The organism is Nocardia asteroides (genome assembly GCF_021183625.1).
Taxonomy (GTDB): domain Bacteria; phylum Actinomycetota; class Actinomycetes; order Mycobacteriales; family Mycobacteriaceae; genus Nocardia; species Nocardia asteroides_A.
In genome coordinates this window covers 2491670-2507908 of sequence record NZ_CP089214.1, presented here as the reverse complement: position 1 = coordinate 2507908, position 16239 = coordinate 2491670, and the positions used below count along the sequence as shown (strand labels likewise).

15 protein-coding genes are annotated in these 16239 nt (G+C 68.2%); 5 read left to right on the top strand and 10 right to left on the bottom strand.

Features of this window, described 5'->3' with window-relative positions; all coding sequences use genetic code 11:
• Positions 1–43 precede the first annotated feature (43 nt).
• The 4 genes from LTT61_RS12185 to LTT61_RS12170 all read right to left on the bottom strand — a co-directional run bounded on the left by LTT61_RS12185 (position 44) and on the right by LTT61_RS12170 (position 4986).
• Entirely contained in the window at positions 44–1684 is a 1641-nt protein-coding gene (locus tag LTT61_RS12185; RefSeq protein WP_233020050.1) for an acyl-CoA synthetase, read from the bottom strand.
• Positions 1685–1914: 230 nt separating this feature from the next.
• Positions 1915–3540, bottom strand: coding sequence for an acyl-CoA synthetase (locus LTT61_RS12180; protein ID WP_233020049.1), 1626 nt, complete (start codon positions 3538–3540; stop codon positions 1915–1917).
• 182 nt (positions 3541–3722) lie between these two features.
• The gene (locus LTT61_RS12175; protein ID WP_233020048.1) at positions 3723–4367 is read right to left on the bottom strand and encodes a hypothetical protein; all 645 of its coding nucleotides are present in this window, start codon (positions 4365–4367) and stop codon (positions 3723–3725) included.
• Between the two features lie 40 nt (positions 4368–4407).
• Entirely contained in the window at positions 4408–4986 is a 579-nt protein-coding gene (locus LTT61_RS12170; RefSeq protein ID WP_233020047.1) for a DUF4352 domain-containing protein, read from the bottom strand.
• 228 nt (positions 4987–5214) lie between these two features.
• On the opposite strand from LTT61_RS12170, the gene LTT61_RS12165 reads away from it, so the two are divergent.
• Positions 5215–5640, top strand: a complete 426-nt coding sequence (locus tag LTT61_RS12165; RefSeq protein ID WP_233020046.1) for a DUF4189 domain-containing protein — start codon at positions 5215–5217, stop codon at positions 5638–5640.
• A gap of 85 nt (positions 5641–5725) precedes the next feature.
• Here the strand turns inward: LTT61_RS12165 and LTT61_RS12160 are convergent, their stop codons facing one another.
• From LTT61_RS12160 to LTT61_RS12135, 6 genes are all read right to left on the bottom strand, one after another.
• Positions 5726–6946: an acyl-CoA dehydrogenase family protein gene (locus LTT61_RS12160; RefSeq protein ID WP_233020045.1), complete on the bottom strand. Its 1221-nt coding sequence runs from the start codon at positions 6944–6946 to the stop codon at positions 5726–5728.
• A 38-nt stretch (positions 6947–6984) separates the two neighbouring features.
• Positions 6985–8394, bottom strand: coding sequence for an acyl-CoA dehydrogenase family protein (locus LTT61_RS12155; RefSeq protein ID WP_420094773.1), 1410 nt, complete (start codon positions 8392–8394; stop codon positions 6985–6987).
• Positions 8395–8582: 188 nt separating this feature from the next.
• A complete protein-coding gene (hisN, locus tag LTT61_RS12150) occupies positions 8583–9365 on the bottom strand; it encodes a histidinol-phosphatase (RefSeq protein ID WP_233020043.1) in 783 nt (260 codons plus the stop codon).
• 86 nt (positions 9366–9451) lie between these two features.
• On the bottom strand, positions 9452–10126 hold the full coding sequence (locus tag LTT61_RS12145) for an RNA ligase family protein (protein WP_233020042.1): 675 nt from the start codon (positions 10124–10126) through the stop codon (positions 9452–9454).
• Positions 10123–10632 (bottom strand): hypothetical protein, encoded by a 510-nt coding sequence (locus LTT61_RS12140; protein WP_233020041.1) that lies wholly within the window; start codon positions 10630–10632, stop codon positions 10123–10125. The genes LTT61_RS12145 and LTT61_RS12140 overlap by 4 nt, the downstream gene beginning before the upstream one ends.
• Entirely contained in the window at positions 10629–12011 is a 1383-nt protein-coding gene (locus LTT61_RS12135; RefSeq protein ID WP_233020040.1) for an AAA family ATPase, read from the bottom strand. The genes LTT61_RS12140 and LTT61_RS12135 overlap by 4 nt, the downstream gene beginning before the upstream one ends.
• A gap of 314 nt (positions 12012–12325) precedes the next feature.
• Between LTT61_RS12135 and prfB the strand changes: the two genes are divergently transcribed.
• From prfB to ftsX, 4 genes are all read left to right on the top strand, one after another.
• Entirely contained in the window at positions 12326–13447 is a 1122-nt protein-coding gene (prfB, locus tag LTT61_RS12130; RefSeq protein WP_233020039.1) for a peptide chain release factor 2, read from the top strand.
• Between the two features lie 217 nt (positions 13448–13664).
• Positions 13665–14429 (top strand): mechanosensitive ion channel family protein, encoded by a 765-nt coding sequence (locus tag LTT61_RS12125; RefSeq protein WP_420094805.1) that lies wholly within the window; start codon positions 13665–13667, stop codon positions 14427–14429.
• A 187-nt stretch (positions 14430–14616) separates the two neighbouring features.
• Positions 14617–15306 (top strand): cell division ATP-binding protein FtsE, encoded by a 690-nt coding sequence (gene ftsE / locus LTT61_RS12120; protein WP_233020037.1) that lies wholly within the window; start codon positions 14617–14619, stop codon positions 15304–15306.
• Positions 15306–16211, top strand: a complete 906-nt coding sequence (gene ftsX, locus LTT61_RS12115) for a permease-like cell division protein FtsX (protein ID WP_233020036.1) — start codon at positions 15306–15308, stop codon at positions 16209–16211. The genes ftsE and ftsX overlap by 1 nt, the downstream gene beginning before the upstream one ends.
• Positions 16212–16239 lie beyond the last annotated feature (28 nt).

Genomic DNA, 16239 nt, shown 5'->3' with positions numbered 1-16239 from the left:
CCCTCGTCACTCGTCCGATTCGTACGGTTCCGAGCCTAGGGGATCAGCCATCCACGTCCATCTCGGCGAGCGGCTTGCGCAGCAGCTTCCCGGTGGCGTTGCGCGGCAGCTCGTCCAGGAAGACCACCTCGCGCGGCACCTTGTACCGCGCCAGATTCGCCTTGACGTACTCCTTGATCTCCTGCGGATCCCGGCTCGACCCGGGCCCGGGCACCACGAAGGCGCGCAGCCGCTTCCCGTACTCGCGGTCGTCCACCCCGACCACCGCCGCCTCGAAGACGTCCTCGCGCCCGGCGATCAGATTCTCCACCTCGAGCGGGAAGACGTTCTCGCCGCCGGAGACGATCATGTCGTCGTCGCGGCCGTCGATGAAGAGCAGCCCGTCGGCGTCGACGTGCCCGACGTCGCCGCTGTTCATCATCCCGTCGACGATCTCCTTGCTGCGCCCGTCGGTGTACCCGGTGAAGGCGAAGCCGTTGTCGACGAAGATGGTCCCGGTGACGCCGGGCTCGGTGATCGGCTTCCGATTCTCGTCCAGCAGCACGATCCGGATCCCGACCGGAGCCTTGCCCGCGGTGGTCGGCGCCTTGCGCAGGTCGGCCGGGGTGGCCACGGTCATGACCGCGCACTCGGTGGAGCCGTACAGGTTGTAGAGGCTGTCGTTGAAGTGGTCGAGCGCGCGGGTGACCACGTCCGGCGCGATGGCCGAACCGGCCGCGAAAATCACCTTCAGGCTGCCGACGTCGTACTTCGCCAGCACCTCGTCGCCGAGGTCGAGCATGCGCTGCAGCATGGTCGGCACCACGACCAGCGAGTCGGCCCGGTACTTCTGGATGTTCGCGAGCGTGCCCTCCGGGCTGAACCGGCGCTGCTGGAAGACCACCCGGTTACCGAGCGCGAGCCCGAGGGTGAACTGGGAGAGCCCGGTGCCGTGGAAGATCGGCGCCGCCATGATCATGGTGCCGTTGCGCGGCAGCGGCACCCGGTCGATGAACTGCGCGGAGGCGAAGGGGCTCACCCGGTCGCGCGGGGCGCCCTTCGGGGTGCCGGTGGTGCCGCTGGTCAGGATCACCATGCCGCCCGGCTTCTCCGGCGCGGGGAGCGGGGTGGTGTCGCGGCCCGCGATCAGCGAGTCCAGCGTCGGGATGGCCGGATCGGCGCCGTCCTTCTCGTCCACCCAGGTCAGCACGTGCGGGATGCCGGACGGGATGGCGCTCATCAGGTCGAGGAACTCGCTGTCGTGCAGCACCGCCTTGACCTTCTCGCGCTCGGCCACGTCGGCGAACTGCGGCTTGGCGAAGCCGGTGTTCATCAGCACCGCCCGCACGCCGAGCTTGCCCGCGGCGAGCAGGCTGAGCACCATGCCGCGGTGGTCGCGGGCCAGCACGGCGACCACGTCGCCGGGGCCGATGCCGTTCTCGGTGAAGCCGCGGGCCAGCGCGTTGGCGCGGCGGTCCAGCTCGCCGAAGGTGATCTCGCCGAGCTCGTCCACGATGGCGGCGGCATCCGGCCTGGTCTGCGCGGCGTGCATGACGACCCCGGCGAACGGCCCGAACTTGAGCACGTTGATCGCCGAGCGGGCGGCGTGGTCGAGCCGCAGCGGATTGAAGAGCCGCCGCTTGAGCATGACGTTGACGCCGAGAGCGAGATCGCTCGCCTTGCGGATCGGGGCCGGGAGTGCCATCTGCTACGCCTTCCGCGCGGCCCGGCCACCGGCGAGCGGGAGGTGGCGGGAACCGCAGCTTCGAGATCCAGTGCTAGCCAGACAATAGCAGCGGCCGGTATCGGCTGTGTCGCACGTCTCGCGCCGCAGCCCGCGGTGTATCCGCAGGTGGCGGAGGTCGGGCGGCGGAAGAAGTGAACCTGGAGCCGCCGCCCGGGCGTCCGGGGGACGCGCCGGGCGGCGGAAAAGGCTCAGGCGGTGACTTCGTACTCCACCAGGACCCGGCGCAGCAGCTTGCCGGTGGGGTTGCGCGGCAGGTCGTCCAGGAAGACCACCTCGCGCGGCACCTTGTACCTGGCGAGGTTGTTCTTCACGTACGCCTTGATCTCCTCGGCGTCCGGGCTCTGCCCCGGCTCCGGGACGACGAAGGCGCGCAGCCGCTTGCCGAACTCCACGTCGTCCACGCCGACCACCGCGACGTCGAAGATGTCCGGCCGCTCCAGCAGCAGGTTCTCCACCTCCTGCGGGAAGACGTTCTCGCCGCCGGAGACGATCATGTCGTCGTCGCGGCCGTCGACCATGAGCAGGCCGTGCTCGTCGAAGTGCCCGACATCGCCGCTGGACATGAAGCCGTCGATGATCTGCTTGTGGCGGCCGTCGGTGTAGCCCTCGAACGGCGCGCCGCTGCGGATGAAGATGCGCGCGGTGGTGTTCTTCGCGCTCACCTGCTTGTCCTCGTCGTCGTAGAGCCGCACCTCGCAGGTGATCGGCGGGCGGCCGACGGTGCCGGGCGCGAGCGCCAGCTCGTCCGGCTGGGCGACGGTGGCGACGGCGCACTCGGTGGAGCCGTACAGGTTGTAGAGCACCGGGCCGAACACCTCGGTGGCCTTCACGCACAGCTCCGGCGAGAGCGCGGAGCCGGCCAGCACGATGCCGGTGAGCGAGGAGAGGTCGTACTTCGCGCGCACCTCGGCGGGCAGCTCCGCCATGCGGTGCAGCATGGTCGGCACCGCGACCAGCATGTTCGCCTTGTTGTCGGAGATCGCCTTCAGCGTCCCCTCGGCGTCGAACCGGCGCCGCACGACGATCTTGTTCGACAGCGCGGTGCCGACCAGCCAGGTGGCGAGGCCGGTGCTGTGGAAGATCGGCGAGACGATCACCATCGTGCCGCGCTGCACGAACGGCAGCCGATCCACGATCTGCGCGGTCGCCAGCGGCGAGACCTTGGTGCGCGGCGCGCCCTTCGGCAGCCCAGTGGTGCCGCTGGTCAGGATGATGAAGCCGCCGGGGCGCGGGGGCGCCGGGAGCGGCTCGGCGGAGTTCGCGGCGACCAGGTCGTCCAGGGTCTGCGCGCCCGCTGGCAGCTCGGTGCCCTCGTCCGCCCAGGTCAGGTAGCGCGGCAGCTCCGGGGGCAGGGCGTCGAGCAGCCCGAGGAACTCGCTGTCGTGCAGCACCGCCTTGACCTTCTCGCGCTCGCACACCTCGGCGAACTGCGGCTTGGCGAAACCGGTGTTCATCAGCGCGATCCGGACGCCGAGCTTGCCCGCCGCGATCATCGAGAGCAGCAGGCCGCGGTGGTCACGGGCGAGCACCGCGATCACGGTGCCCGGGGTGATGCCCGCCGCCTCCAGGCCGCGCGCGACCGCGGTGGACTGGTCGTCCAGCTCCCGGTAGGTGAGCTCGCCGCGCTCGTCGACCAGCGCGACCTGGTCGGGCACGATCCGGGCGGAGTGCCGGACCAGGGTTGCCTGCGGACCGTAGATCTGCGACTCCCGCATGGTGCGCAGCGTCTCCACCGGCGCCTTGGGATTGCTGACCCCGTTCTGCCGCAGCACCCCCAGCGCCTTGACGACCTCGAGCGCATGGGCCAACTTCATGGGCGACACCTCCACAAGCGGGGTCCGCCCTCGTGCCCGAAGCGCGGACCCACCGGACTTCTACGAACGCATACCGTAGCAGTGTGAGTGCGACAGATCACAGGGAAAGCCGACAAACCGGACCTGCGGTACCTACTCGCGCGTAACCCCGGGCGCCCGCGCGCCCGAGCGGCCGGGCCGGGTCAGTTGTACACCGCTCCGAAGGTCGGCATGATGACGGTGCCGCGCTGGTAGGCGAAGCCGTCCGGGTGCTCCGCGCTCACCGGCATCGGCCAGCGGTGCCAGAGCGAGCCGTAGATGGCGGCGACGACGGTGCCCGCGCCGGTGCTGAGCTTGGCGGTGCGGATGGTGGTGTCCACCGGGATGTCCTGGTGCTCGATCAGCTGGTTGGTGCCGCTCTCGCCGGTGGCCAGGTTGAGCCAGATCACCTCGAGCCTCGCGTCGTTCTGGTTCGGCGCGATGGTCCCCGGCCCGCCGAAGAAGGCGAAGCGGAAGCCGTCGTAGCCGAAGGCGATGCCGTTGCCGTAGAGGCTGCCGCCGTCGCCGCGCCCGATATCGGACTGCGCGGGCACCTGGAACGGCTGCGCGGGCAGCGCCACCTCACCGGCCTTCGCGATCGCGGCGGTGTCGGCGAGCAGCCGGTCGAGCGCCGCGACGGCCTCCGGATTGCCCGTCGCCACCGTGCGCAGCTGCCGCGCGGCGGCGATCGGATCGATCACCGGCGTCGCCTCGGGCGCGGCGGCCGCCGGCCCCGCGAGCGTGAACGCGCCGGCCGCGAGCGCGGCGGCGGCGAGGGCGAGACGACGCAGTGAACCCACTCGATGCATACCCAGTTCTCCTCGAAGAGTCGTGGTAACGCTGGTTGGTCTAGCGCAGATCGACCTTCGCGCCGGCGGACGACTGCGAGCCGTGCACCTCCAGCACCGCGGGAACGGTGCCGACCGGGACGTCGAAGGCGACCTTCACCGTAACGGTGTCACCGGGCGGCACCGCGGAATTCGGGATCGCGGCGGCGGGGAATTCCCGGCCGAGGTCGTCGACGAGCGTCTGGTCGCAGTCCGCGCAGGAGCGCGGCCGGTCGCCGGTGTTGCGCACCACCACGGTGAGCACCCGGTACTCACCGGTCGCGGTGGCCGGGCCGAGCGATTTCACCGGCGGTTCGATCCCGGTGACCTGGAAGGCCAGCGCCGCGTCCCGCACCTCGGCGGTGGGCAGCGGGGCCGGGTCGGTCGTCATCCTGGCGACGGCGAAGGCTCCGCCCCAGAGCAGCAGGATCCCGCCGATGATCGCGAGCGGCACCATGAGCGCGCCGGAGCGGGCCGGACGGGCCCGGAAGCCCGGCGGTGGCGTCGTGAAGCCGGGCGGCAGCTCGTCGCTGATCGGCCGCGCCGCCCCCGCGGTGTGGTTGCCCCCTGATCGCCGATGCCACGGCAATCCGCGGCTCACGGTGTTCCCCTGCATCATAGGAGTGTGCGTCATCACCCTTCAGAAGGGAATAGTGGGGCCTACGTTGGGACGATAGGGATCGAGCATCGCCAGATAATTTACTGGCTAGAAATTTGCCAGCCTGCCTGGCAAACCGGCATGCAGAGGTCTATCTGGACGTATTACCCACCGGCGGGAATGATGACCGGGTTCCGGACCCGGAGCGTGTTTCGACCGAGGGATGTATCGATGAGGGTTATGGGTAAGGTCGGCTTCGCCGTGGCGGCGGGCGCCCTTGCGGTGGGGAGCGTGTTCGGCGCGGGCACGGCGCACGCCGCCGGGCAGTACGCGGCGATCGCGGTGAGCAACAGCTCGCTGTACTACGGGGTCAGCGTCGACCTCGCGAACTTCGACGAGGCCAACAGCGTCGCGCTGGACCAGTGCGGCGTGGCCGACTGCGAGGTCCTCGCGGCCTGGGCGAACGGCTGCGGCGCGCTGGTCGCCAGCGACGACGGCTACGCCGCGACCTCCGGCCCGAACCGGGCCGAGGCCGAGCGCGCCGCCTACGAGCTGATCGCGCAGATCACCCCGACGGCGGTGCTCGCCACCACCGGCTCGGCTCAGCTGAGCGGCGCGCACATCGTCGACGTGGTCTGCACCGCCAACGCCCGCTGAGCGCGGGCCGGGATCGGGGGTCCCGGCCCCGCACGCGAACCGGCCCGGACCAGTACGGTCCGGGCCGGTTTCGTCGGTCCGTCGACTACTTCAGCTGGGTGCTGGTGAGCCCGAGCACCCGGCGCGCCACGATCAGCTGCTGGATCTGCTGCGTGCCCTCGAAGATGTCCAGGATCTTGCTGTCCCGGCCCCACTTCTCCAGCAGCAGCCGCTCCGAGTAGCCGATCGCACCGGCCAGCTCGACCGCCTTGAGCGTGATGTCGGTGCCGGTGCGCCCCGCTTTCGCCTTGGACATCGAGGCTTCCAGCGAGTTCGGCTTCTTGTTGTCGGCCATCCAGGCGGCGCGCAGCGCGAGCAGGTAGGCGGCCTCGTAGTCGGCCTCCATCCGCAGGAACTCGGCGGCGGCGGCGTGCTGGTTGTTGGCCGGGGCGTCGTAGTCGATCTCGACGCCCGCGTCGGCGAGGATGCCGCGCAGCTCCTCCAGCGCGGCCCGCGCGACGCCGATGGCCATGGCGGCGACCAGCGGGCGGGTGTTGTCGAAGGTCTGCATGACCCCCGCGAAGCCCTTCTCCACGTTGACTTCCGGGCTGCCGAGGATGTTGTCCGCCGGGATCCGGCAGTCCTGCAGCAGCAGCACGGCGGTGTCCGACGCCTTGATGCCGAGCTTGTGCTCCAGCCGGGCCACCGAGAGGCCCGGGGCGTCCCGCGGCACCACGAACGACTTGATCGCCGCGCGGCCGAGCGACTTGTCCACCGTCGCCCAGACCACGATGTGGGTGGAGCGCTCACCGGCGGTGACGAAGATCTTCTCGCCGTTCAGCACCCACTCGTCGCCGTCGAGCACGGCGGTGGTGCTGACGGCGGCCGAGTCCGAGCCGAAGGAGGGCTCGGTGATCGCCATCGAGGCCCACACCTTGCCGAACCGGGCCAGCTGGTCGTCGGTGGCGACCGCGGCGATGGCGGCGTTGCCGAGCCCCTGGTAGGGGATCGAGAGCATGAGCCCGACGTCGCCCCACGAGGTCTCCAGCGCGTTCAGCAGCGCCGACATGTTGCCGCCGTTGGTGTTGCCGAGCAGCTCGGTGGCGTGGCCGTTCTCGTCCGAGCGGCCGCCTGCGGCGCCGCCGATCTTCTGCGTGCCGGAGTCGTTGAGCCCCTCCACCATGGCGGCCATGGTGTCCAGCTCGACCGGGTACTCGTGCTCGGCGAGGTCGTACTTGCGCGAGATGGGGCGGAAGATGTGCGCGGCCACCTGGTGCGCCTGGTTCGCGCTGGCCCGCAGCTTCTTCGGGAGTTCGAGGTTGATCATTGTTCAGGTCTCCTGGAGAGAAATCGAGTGAGGGCCGCTTAGATCAGGACCACGCCCTCGGCGAGGCCGATGGCGCGCAGATCGCGGTACCAGCGCTCGACGGGGTGTTCCTTGGTGAAGCCGTGGCCGCCGAGCAGCTGCACGCCGTCCAGCCCGATCTGCATGCCCTTGTCCGAGGCCAGCTTGCGGGCGAGCGCGGCCTCGCGGCCGAAGGAGAGCCCCTGCTCGGCGCGGGAGGCGCCGCGCAGCGTGACCAGCCGCAGCCCGTCCAGCTCGATCGCGATGTTGGCGACCATGAAGGCCACCGCCTGCCGGTGCGAGACCGGCTCGCCGAACGCCTCGCGCTCGTTCACGTACGGGATGACGTAGTCGAGCACGGCGCGGCCGGTGCCGGCCGCCAGCGAGGCCCAGCCGAGCCGGGCCAGCCGCACCGCGTCGGCGTACTCGGCGGCGCGGGTGGCGGCGTCGCCGTCGCCGAGGATCGCCTCGGTGCTCACCGCGACGTCGTCCAGGATCAGCCTGCCGAGGCCACCGGCGCGCAGCCCCATGCTGGGGTCGGCCTCGACGACCAGCCCCTTGCTGTCCGACTCCACCAGGAAGAGCGCCGGACGCCCGTCCAGCTCGGCGGCGATCACGAACAGCTCGGCCTCCGCCGCCGCCGGGACCAGGCTCTTCACGCCGGTCAACCGGTAGCCGCTCGGCGAGCGGACCGCCTTGGTCTGCAGCGCGAACGGGTCGAAGAGCGCGCGCGGCTCGGAGATCACGACCGACGACTGCGGCACGTTCTCACCGGTGTAGGCGGGCAGGTAGGTCTTCTGCTGCGCGTCGGTGCCCCACTGCGAGAGCGCGACCGCGACCCCGCTCGGCGCCAGGATCGGCAGCGCCAGCCCCATGTCGCCGTGCGCCAGCGCCTCCGCGACCAGCGCGTTCGTGACCGCGCCGCGCTCGCTGGCCGCGCCGTCGAGCTCCTCGGGCACGTTGATCAGGGTGATGCCGAGCTCGGCGGCGCGCTCCAGCAGGTCCTTGGGCGCGGCGGCGGCGTGGTCGGCGTCGTGCGCGGCCGGGCGCAGGATCTCGGCCGCGAACTCCTTGACCGTGTCGACGATCATCTTCTGGTCGTCCGACGGGGTCAGGTCGAAGTACCCCTTGGCCTTGGACTCGTTGTCCGGCAGCCGCTTCGGCGCGCCGTTGCCCGCGACCTTGCCGAAGGCGCGGGTCGCGGCGCCGAGGGTGCGGAACCCGGTCCTGGTCCCCTCGTAGGTGGCCCGCTCGAGCGGCTTGCGCAGGTTGTACTTCTCGGCGAGCTCCGAGCCGGTGATGGTGGTCATCACCCGCATGGCCGCGCCCATCCAGTCCCGCTTGGGCTGGTGCAGGCCGACGGCGGAGTCCTCGCTCCGGCCGGACTCCGGACGTCGCTTCGTCGCGCTGTCTCGCGTGCTCATCATCACCTGGTTTTCTCGAGGGCGGGGGTGAGATCTGGTCCCAGCTATCTTACTCCTGAGTAAGACTACCTTACTGCAGAGTAAGAAGTGCGTCGAGAGCGTGGTTGACCGGGGCCGGGCGCCAGTGTCCGCCGGGCCGCCGTGAGCGCGCCATCGCAGGCGTCGAGGGGTCCGTTTCGATCAAACGGTGAGTATCAGGTGAGCCGCTGGAGCACCGTGTCGTGCAGCAGGCCGTTGCTCGCCACCGCATCGCCGCCGTGCGGGCCGGGGTTGCCGTTCAACGCGGTGAAGCGGCCACCCGCCTCGCGGACCAGGATGTCGAGCGGGGCCAGGTCCCACAGGGACACCTCCGGCTCGGTGGCGACGTCGACCGCGCCCTCCGCCACCAGGCAGTACCCGAAGAAATCGCCGTAGCCGCGGACCCGCCAGACATCGTCGGTGAGCGCGAGGAAGTTCTCCCGCAGCCCGCGCTCGCGCCAGCCGGAGAGGCTGGAGAAGGCCAGGCTCGCGTCCGCGAGCCCGCCCACCTTCGACACCGTGATCGGCTGCGCGGCGTTCTCGTGGAACCGGGTCCACGCCCCGGAACCCTGTGCCGCCCACCATCTCCGGGCCAGCGCGGGCGCGCTCACCGCGCCGACGACCGGCACGCCGTCCTCGAGCAGTGCGATCAACGTGGCCCAGACCGGGACGCCGCGCACGAAGTTCTTGGTGCCGTCGATCGGGTCGATCACCCACTGCCTGCCGCCGAACTCGGCCTCGCCGCCGAATTCCTCACCGAGCACGGCGTCGTCCTCGCGCTCGGTGCTCAGCAGCCTGCGCAGCTCCCGCTCCACCCTGAGGTCGGCATCGGAGACCGGGGTGAGGTCCGGTTTGGCGTCGACCCGCAGGTCCAGCGCGCCGAAACGGTCGGCGGTGATCGCGTCGGCGGCGTCCGCCAGGGTGAGCGCGAGTGCGAGGTCATCGGTGTAGGCAGCCACGGCGTCGACCCTATCGAGCCGCCGCCAGCGCGCTCGCCCACCAGTGCACCTGATCCAGCAGCTCGCGCGGTAGCGGGCTCCTTGAGCTATGCCGATGTCCGCAGGCGGTTCATCGTGTGTGGCTTCGTCATCCAGTGCTTCTCGATGCTCTGAACGAAATCCGGGCGGACCAATTTCGCACGCCGCTGCCGCTCGTCGGAGGTCGATGCGCGCGCGACAACCCCCTCCATCTGCTCGTGCCCCACCTGGCTTTGCCGAATCAGCCTGGCCAACTCGCCCAGAGTGAAGTGCCCGCAACCGAGGAAAGGAACGGTGTGAAGTCCGATATCCTCGGCAAGCGCATTGCGCATGTCGGGGTCCCAGAATCGTCTGGTTGTGGTGTCGTAGACGTCGAAAACCAGAAACCAATCGGGTAATAGGTCGTAGCGGACGCTGTGCATTACCGCGCACCACTCTCCGAAAAGTATAAGGTCGTCACCGAGCGCTTCGGTGAGCCGATGACGGCGAGGCTCGATCCAGGTAGACAGACCACGGAAGTGGCGACCACCGAGGTGCACGTAGCTACCGCGTGTCTGAAATCGAAGCCCGTCCGTTCCGACCGAGATGCCGAGGTTCTGCCCGTCGACCTTCTCTTCGACGTGCAGCGGTCCGGCCAGGAAAGCGGTTTGTTCGTTTTCTTCCAGTGCCTTATCGTCGCGTACATCGACGCCTTGCGGCGTGACCAGGTAAGGCGTCGACGGGAATCGGACGAACTCGGTCACGGCGCGTCGTAGCCGAATTTTGCGCGATACGCAGCCCGGATAGAAGGCTCGTGGACGAACTCTACGGTGACGCCGTGGCGGCCCAGCACCGCAGCCCAGTCAAGCCACTTGGTGTCTGTGGCCTGAACTACCGGGGCTGCCGCTACCTTTGCTGTCGCGACGAATTTTCTGTCCGATGGATCGATCTCGTCATCGTCGCCTTTTAGAACCGCGTAGCTGTTTGCAGTGACCGTGTCGGGTTCTATATCGGGCCGCATGGCGTCGTTCCAACTATAGCGATTTTCGAGGACGTACTTGATAAATGCATCACCAAGCGTGGGCTGCCCGCTGCGGTTGAGTTGATGGAGATACTCGTCCACTATCTCGCCCGCATCATCTGTGAAGATGGGAATTCTATTCTCAAGAATGTATTCCAAAATTATTTCGCACCCATCTACGAGTTCAGGGGGGTGGTCATCGGAGAACTTGACAACGAGTGGAACATTAGTGTCGACCACTTTAGTCATACGTGCCTGCCGTGACGGCGAAGCCGAGCGCTACGGGACTGGGCGATCAGGTCTTCCGCCGGATCTCCGAAGAAATCGGTAGGCCAATTTCTCACATTGCCGTACTCGTCGACGTCGAGTGCCTCTATGGTCGATCCCTCTTTGCTGGGATTGACGGTATAGCACCGCACGTCTGCGGGATCTACCTTTCCCTCGGCGATCCGACGCAGAAGACGCCGTAGCAGGTGTTCGGAGTGAGACTCGATGATGAACTGTGTGCGGCGTGCTTTGCTGCCTTCGCGCGCTGAGATGGCAGCGAGAAAAAGGTCCGCCAGTCCGGCCTGTACCGCCGGGTGAAGGTGAATCTCCGGTTGTTCTACGACTACCGTGGATCCCGGGGCGGAGTAGAAAGCTTCCACGATCACCGGTAGTACCTGCGAGACGCCGAACCCTACATCGGTGAGTAGGACCTCCCTGCTGCCGCCTGGTGTGGTCACTTGAACCTCGTACTCGTCACGGCCTTCCCCGATGGGAGTCACCGTGAATGTCTCGATGACCCCGAGCGTTTCCAACCATTCGGCAACCAGTTCTTGCAGAGGCTTGAGCCTCTGTTTCACGGCGAAATTGAACTTTCGCGCTTGGCCGGCCAGTAGGGCGTCGATGGTTTGTTCTCCGCTCCAGCCGACATGGCTGACCTCTTCTCCGGACCACCGGTAGGTCCGGCTGGGCTGGATTCGAATCGGTCCGAGGTAGTTCACTGCAAGCAGTTGCTCCTCGAGAGCCAAAGTGAGATCTGCGGCAAAGTCCAGGAACTGATAGCGAGTCGGCAGATCTTCAGGAAAGGCGTGGAACTGCGATGGGGCCGACACCGGCCACTTTCGCCCCATGGTTTTGATGAGTTCGATGCCCTCGGCCCGAACGGCGTAGCCGCCTCTGGCAGCAAGCTCACTTCCCAACCGCAGTATGCTGCCCGAGTCGCTTGAGGTGAGGCGGTACTCGTAGTTGTCTACGCGCAAGCGTGGCGGTGAATCCGCTGTCGCACTGACCGTTGCGCGAAATCCCATGTCGGTGCCGCGAAAGCTGGTGCCATCCCGCTCGTAGGTGACGCTCAGCGGATCGTTGCGCCTCCAGTCTAGCTCGAAGGCCAGCGGTGCGTCGAGGTTGCCATTGCGCAGAAGGCTTGCATATCCGCCGAGATCGACGGGTGTTCGGTCGCCTCCGGTGTGCAGGACCCGTCGGCGGTCCGGCGACTCGACGGTCTGCCGGAGCATGAGCAGAAATTGATGCAGGCTTGATTTACCCGACGAGTTTCCGCCGAACAGAATGGTTAGCGGAGCCAGTTCGATGTCGCCCGTGTCTTCCCATGCCTTGAAATTCCTGAGCCGCAATCGGGTAAACACACCATTCCCTCCGTGTGCAAGTAGTCTGTATTCAGGGCTGCCACCGAACCTGAATCCTGTCCGTTGACGCCCGCGACACGGTCCGGCGGTCCATCGCCGCGGTGAGTACTGAACCGCTCCTGAGCAGGTCAGTGATCGCTCGGGCACGGCAAGCAGACTAGCAATCCGGCCCCGCTGCTCGCTGAAGTGCTGATTCTCATTCAGCCGCGGATCGCCCCTGCGCGGCGCCGCAAGACCTCTTCAATGCCCCTCGCACCCGGCACAGGCCACCACGATGCCGGACTCCAACTCCCCGCCCGGTAACCTTGACCCTCGTGCATCCCGACGTCTCCGCAGATCTGGCCGAACTCGACACCACCCTCAAGACGGTGGAGTCGGTGCTCGACGTGGAGGAGCTGCGCCGCCGCATCGATGAACTCGAGCACCAGGCGTCGGATCCGGACCTGTGGAACGACCAGGACCACGCCCAGCAGGTGACGAGCGAGCTCTCGCACGCGCAGAGCGAGCTGCGCCGGGTCTCCGAGCTGCGGCAGCGGCTGGAGGATCTGCCGGTGCTCTACGAGCTGGCCGAGGGGGAAGAGGGCGAGGCCGCCACCGCCGCGTACGCCGATGCCGACGCCGAGCGCATCGCGCTGCACGCCGACATCGAGGCGATGGAGGTGCGCACGCTGCTCTCCGGCGAGTACGACAAGCGCGACGCGCTGATCAACATCCGCGCGGGCGCGGGTGGCGTCGACGCCGCCGACTGGGCCGAGATGCTCATGCGCATGTACATCCGCTGGGCCGACCGGCACAAGTACGGCGTCGAGGTCTACGACACCTCCTACGCCGAGGAGGCGGGCATCAAGAGCGCCACCTTCGCGGTGAAGACGCCGTACGCCTACGGCACGCTCTCGGTGGAGATGGGCACGCACCGGCTGGTGCGGATCAGCCCGTTCGACAACCAGGGCCGCAGGCAGACCTCGTTCGCCGAGGTCGAGGTGCTTCCGGTGGTGGAGACGACCGACCACATCGAGATCCCGGAGGGCGACATCCGGGTAGACGTGTACCGCTCCTCCGGCCCGGGCGGGCAGAGCGTCAACACCACCGACTCGGCGGTGCGGCTCACGCACATCCCGACCGGTATCGTGGTGACCTGCCAGAACGAGAAGTCGCAGCTGCAGAACAAGATCTCGGCCATGCGCGTGCTGCAGGCCAAGCTGCTGGAGCGCAAGCGGCTGGAGGAGCGCGCCGAGATGGACGCGCTCAAGACCAACGAGGGCGCCTCCTGGGGCAACCAGATGCGCTCCTACGTGCTGCACCCCTACCAGATGGTCAAGGACCTGCGCACCAGCTACGAGGTGAACAACCCGAGCGCGGTGCTGGACGGCGAGATCGACGCCTTCATCGAATCCGGCATCCGCTGGCGCATGTCGGACGCGCAGCAGTCCGGGTAGCCTGCCGCGCAACCTTTTTCGGCTATTCCCCGCTGAGGTCTGGATCGTGGCCGAATCGTTGTAATGTGGTCGGCGTGGGTGTTCCGGACAGCGGTGAATCTCGGAGGTGGTGGCGGTGAACGGGCTCGATACGGCCCTGGCACTGGCGCCCGCGGCGGACACCACCGCCTGGCTACGCTCGAGCGGGCTGGAGATCGTGCTGCTGCTCCTCGGGGCGATGCTGTTCAGCCGGTTCGCCACCTACATCCGGGATCGGGTCACCCGCAAGATCGACGCGGGGTTCCGCAGCAGTGACGCGCTGGTGCGGTCCGAGGCGGCCAAGCACCGCCACGCGCTGGCCCAGGTGGTCACCTGGGTGGTGCTCACCGTCGCCTACGTGCTGGTCGGCATGGAGGTGCTCGGCAGGCTCGGCTTCGCGGTCAGCGGGCTGGTCGCGCCGGCCGCGGTGCTCGGCGCCGCGCTCGGCTTCGGCGCGCAGCGGATCGTGCAGGACATCCTGGCCGGGTTCTTCCTGATCACCGAGCGGCAGTACGGCTTCGGCGACGTGGTGAGCATCTCGGTCACCGGCTCGGCCGAGCAGGCCGAGGGCACGGTCGAGGACGTCACGCTCCGGATCACCACGCTGCGCAACGCGGACGGCGAGGTGATCACGGTGCCGAACGGGCAGATCGTGAAGGTCACCAACCTGTCCAAGGACTGGGCGCGGGCCGCGATCGACGTCCCGGTGTCGGCGAGCGCCGACATCACCCGCGTCAACGAGATCCTGCACGAGGTCGGCACCCGGGCCTACCAGGACAGCAAGCTGCAGCCGCTGTTGCTCGACGAGCCGTCGGTGATGGGCGTCGAGGATCTCACCCGCGATCAGATGAACATCCGCATGGTGGCGCGCACGCTGCCGGGCAAACAATTCGAAGTCGGTCGCGAGCTGCGGGTCCGGGTCGCCGCGGCGCTGCGCCGGGAAGGTATCAGTGAGACCTCGTAAGTCCACGGCGATCCTGGTCACCGCCTGGGTGTCCACATTCGTCCTGTATCTGTTCGTCAAGCCTGCGGAGCCCTCGACCTCGGGCCCGCAGTGGCCGTCGCTGGTCTCGGTGGTGGACAGTGTCCCGCTTCCCACGCCGTAGCGGCGTGCGCGGATCCGGCAGGCGCGCTGGTTACACTGGCTCCCCGTGATCACCATGCGCAATGTCACCAAGTCGTACAAGACGTCGACGCGGCCCGCGCTGGACAACGTCACCGTCGAGATCGGCAAGGGTGAGTTCGTCTTCGTGATCGGCCCATCCGGCTCCGGCAAGTCGACCTTCATGCAGCTGCTGATCAAGGAGGAGTCGCCGACATCCGGCGAGATCCGGGTCGCCGACTTCCGGGTGAACCGGTTACCGGGGCGGAAGGTGCCGAAGCTGCGGCAGCGCATCGGCTGCGTGTTCCAGGACTTCCGGCTGCTCCAGCAGAAGACGGTGCAGCAGAACGTCGCCTTCGCGCTGGAGGTGATCGGCAAGCGGCGCGAGTTCATCGAGCGGACGGTCCCCGAGGTGCTGGAGATGGTCGGGCTCGGCGGCAAGGCCGACCGGCTGCCGTCGGAGCTCTCCGGCGGTGAGCAGCAGCGCGTCGCCATCGCGCGCGCCTTCGTCAACCGGCCGCTCGTACTGCTCGCCGACGAGCCGACCGGCAACCTCGACCCGGACACCAGCGCCGACATCATGTACCTGCTGGAGCGGATCAACCGCATCGGCACCACCGTGGTGATGGCGACGCACGACAACAACATCGTGGACGCCATGCGCAGGCGCGTGGTCGAACTCGACAACGGCAGGCTGGTCCGCGACGACGCGATCGGCGTCTACGGAGTGGATCGCTGATGCGGCTGAGTTTCCTGTTCGGCGAGGTCTCCGAGGGGCTGCGCCGCAACATCACCATGACCATCGCCATGATCCTGACCACAGCGGTCTCGCTCACCATGCTCGGCGGCGGTCTGCTCGCGGTCCGCATCGCGGACAAGACCGAGCAGTACTTCCTGGACCGGCTCGAGGTGCGGCTCTACCTCACCGAGGAGATCTCGGCCACCGACCCGGACTGCTCGCAGCCGCTCTGCAGTGGCCTCGCGGCCGACCTCAAGGCGACCTCCGGCGTGGTCTCGGTGCAGTTCCTGAACCGGGACGACGCGGTGCGCGAGGCCAAGGAGAAGACCTTCAAGGACCAGCCCGAGCTGGCCCAGTACGTGAGCGAGACCCCGCTGCCCGCCTCGCTGCGGGTGAAGATGACCGACGCCTCCAACTACCCCCGGATCCTGGAGGAGTACTCGCTCCGGCCGGGGGTCGGCACCGTGCGCAACGACAAGGACATCGTCGACCGGCTGGTCAGCCTCTTCGACGGGCTGCGCAACGCCGCCTTCGGGCTCGCGGTGCTGCAGGCCATCGCGGCGATCATGCTGATCGCCAACATGGTGCAGATCGCGGCCTTCACCCGCCGCACCGAGGTCGGCATCATGCGGCTGGTCGGCGCCACCCGCTGGTACACCCAGCTGCCGTTCCTGCTGGAGGCGGTGGTCGCCGCGCTGGCGGGCTCGCTGCTCGCGGTGCTCGGCCTGGCGCTGGCGCGGCCGCTGGTGATCGACAGCGCGCTCGGCGACCTCTTCGACAGCAAGGTGTTCCCGCGGATCACCGGTGAGGACATCGCGACGACGGCGCTGGTGATCGCGCCGGTCGGCATCGTCTTCGCCGCCATCACGGCGTACGCGACGCTGCGCTACTACGTCCGGGAGTGAGCGCTTCGTCCCCAGCCGGGGGTTCATC

Bases quoted from the DNA above. Each gene is read 5' to 3' on its own strand.
- LTT61_RS12185 (WP_233020050.1), bottom strand. From the start codon at position 1,684: ATGGCACTCCCGGCCCCGATCCGCAAGGCGAGCGATCTCGCTCTCGGC.
- LTT61_RS12180 (WP_233020049.1), bottom strand. From the start codon at position 3,540: ATGAAGTTGGCCCATGCGCTCGAGGTCGTCAAGGCGCTGGGGGTGCTG.
- LTT61_RS12175 (WP_233020048.1), bottom strand. From the start codon at position 4,367: ATGCATCGAGTGGGTTCACTGCGTCGTCTCGCCCTCGCCGCCGCCGCG.
- LTT61_RS12165 (WP_233020046.1), top strand. From the start codon at position 5,215: ATGAGGGTTATGGGTAAGGTCGGCTTCGCCGTGGCGGCGGGCGCCCTT.
- LTT61_RS12160 (WP_233020045.1), bottom strand. From the start codon at position 6,946: ATGATCAACCTCGAACTCCCGAAGAAGCTGCGGGCCAGCGCGAACCAG.
- LTT61_RS12140 (WP_233020041.1), bottom strand. From the start codon at position 10,632: ATGACTAAAGTGGTCGACACTAATGTTCCACTCGTTGTCAAGTTCTCC.
- LTT61_RS12125 (WP_420094805.1), top strand. From the start codon at position 13,665: ATGCTGTTCAGCCGGTTCGCCACCTACATCCGGGATCGGGTCACCCGC.
- ftsX (WP_233020036.1), top strand. From the start codon at position 15,306: ATGCGGCTGAGTTTCCTGTTCGGCGAGGTCTCCGAGGGGCTGCGCCGC.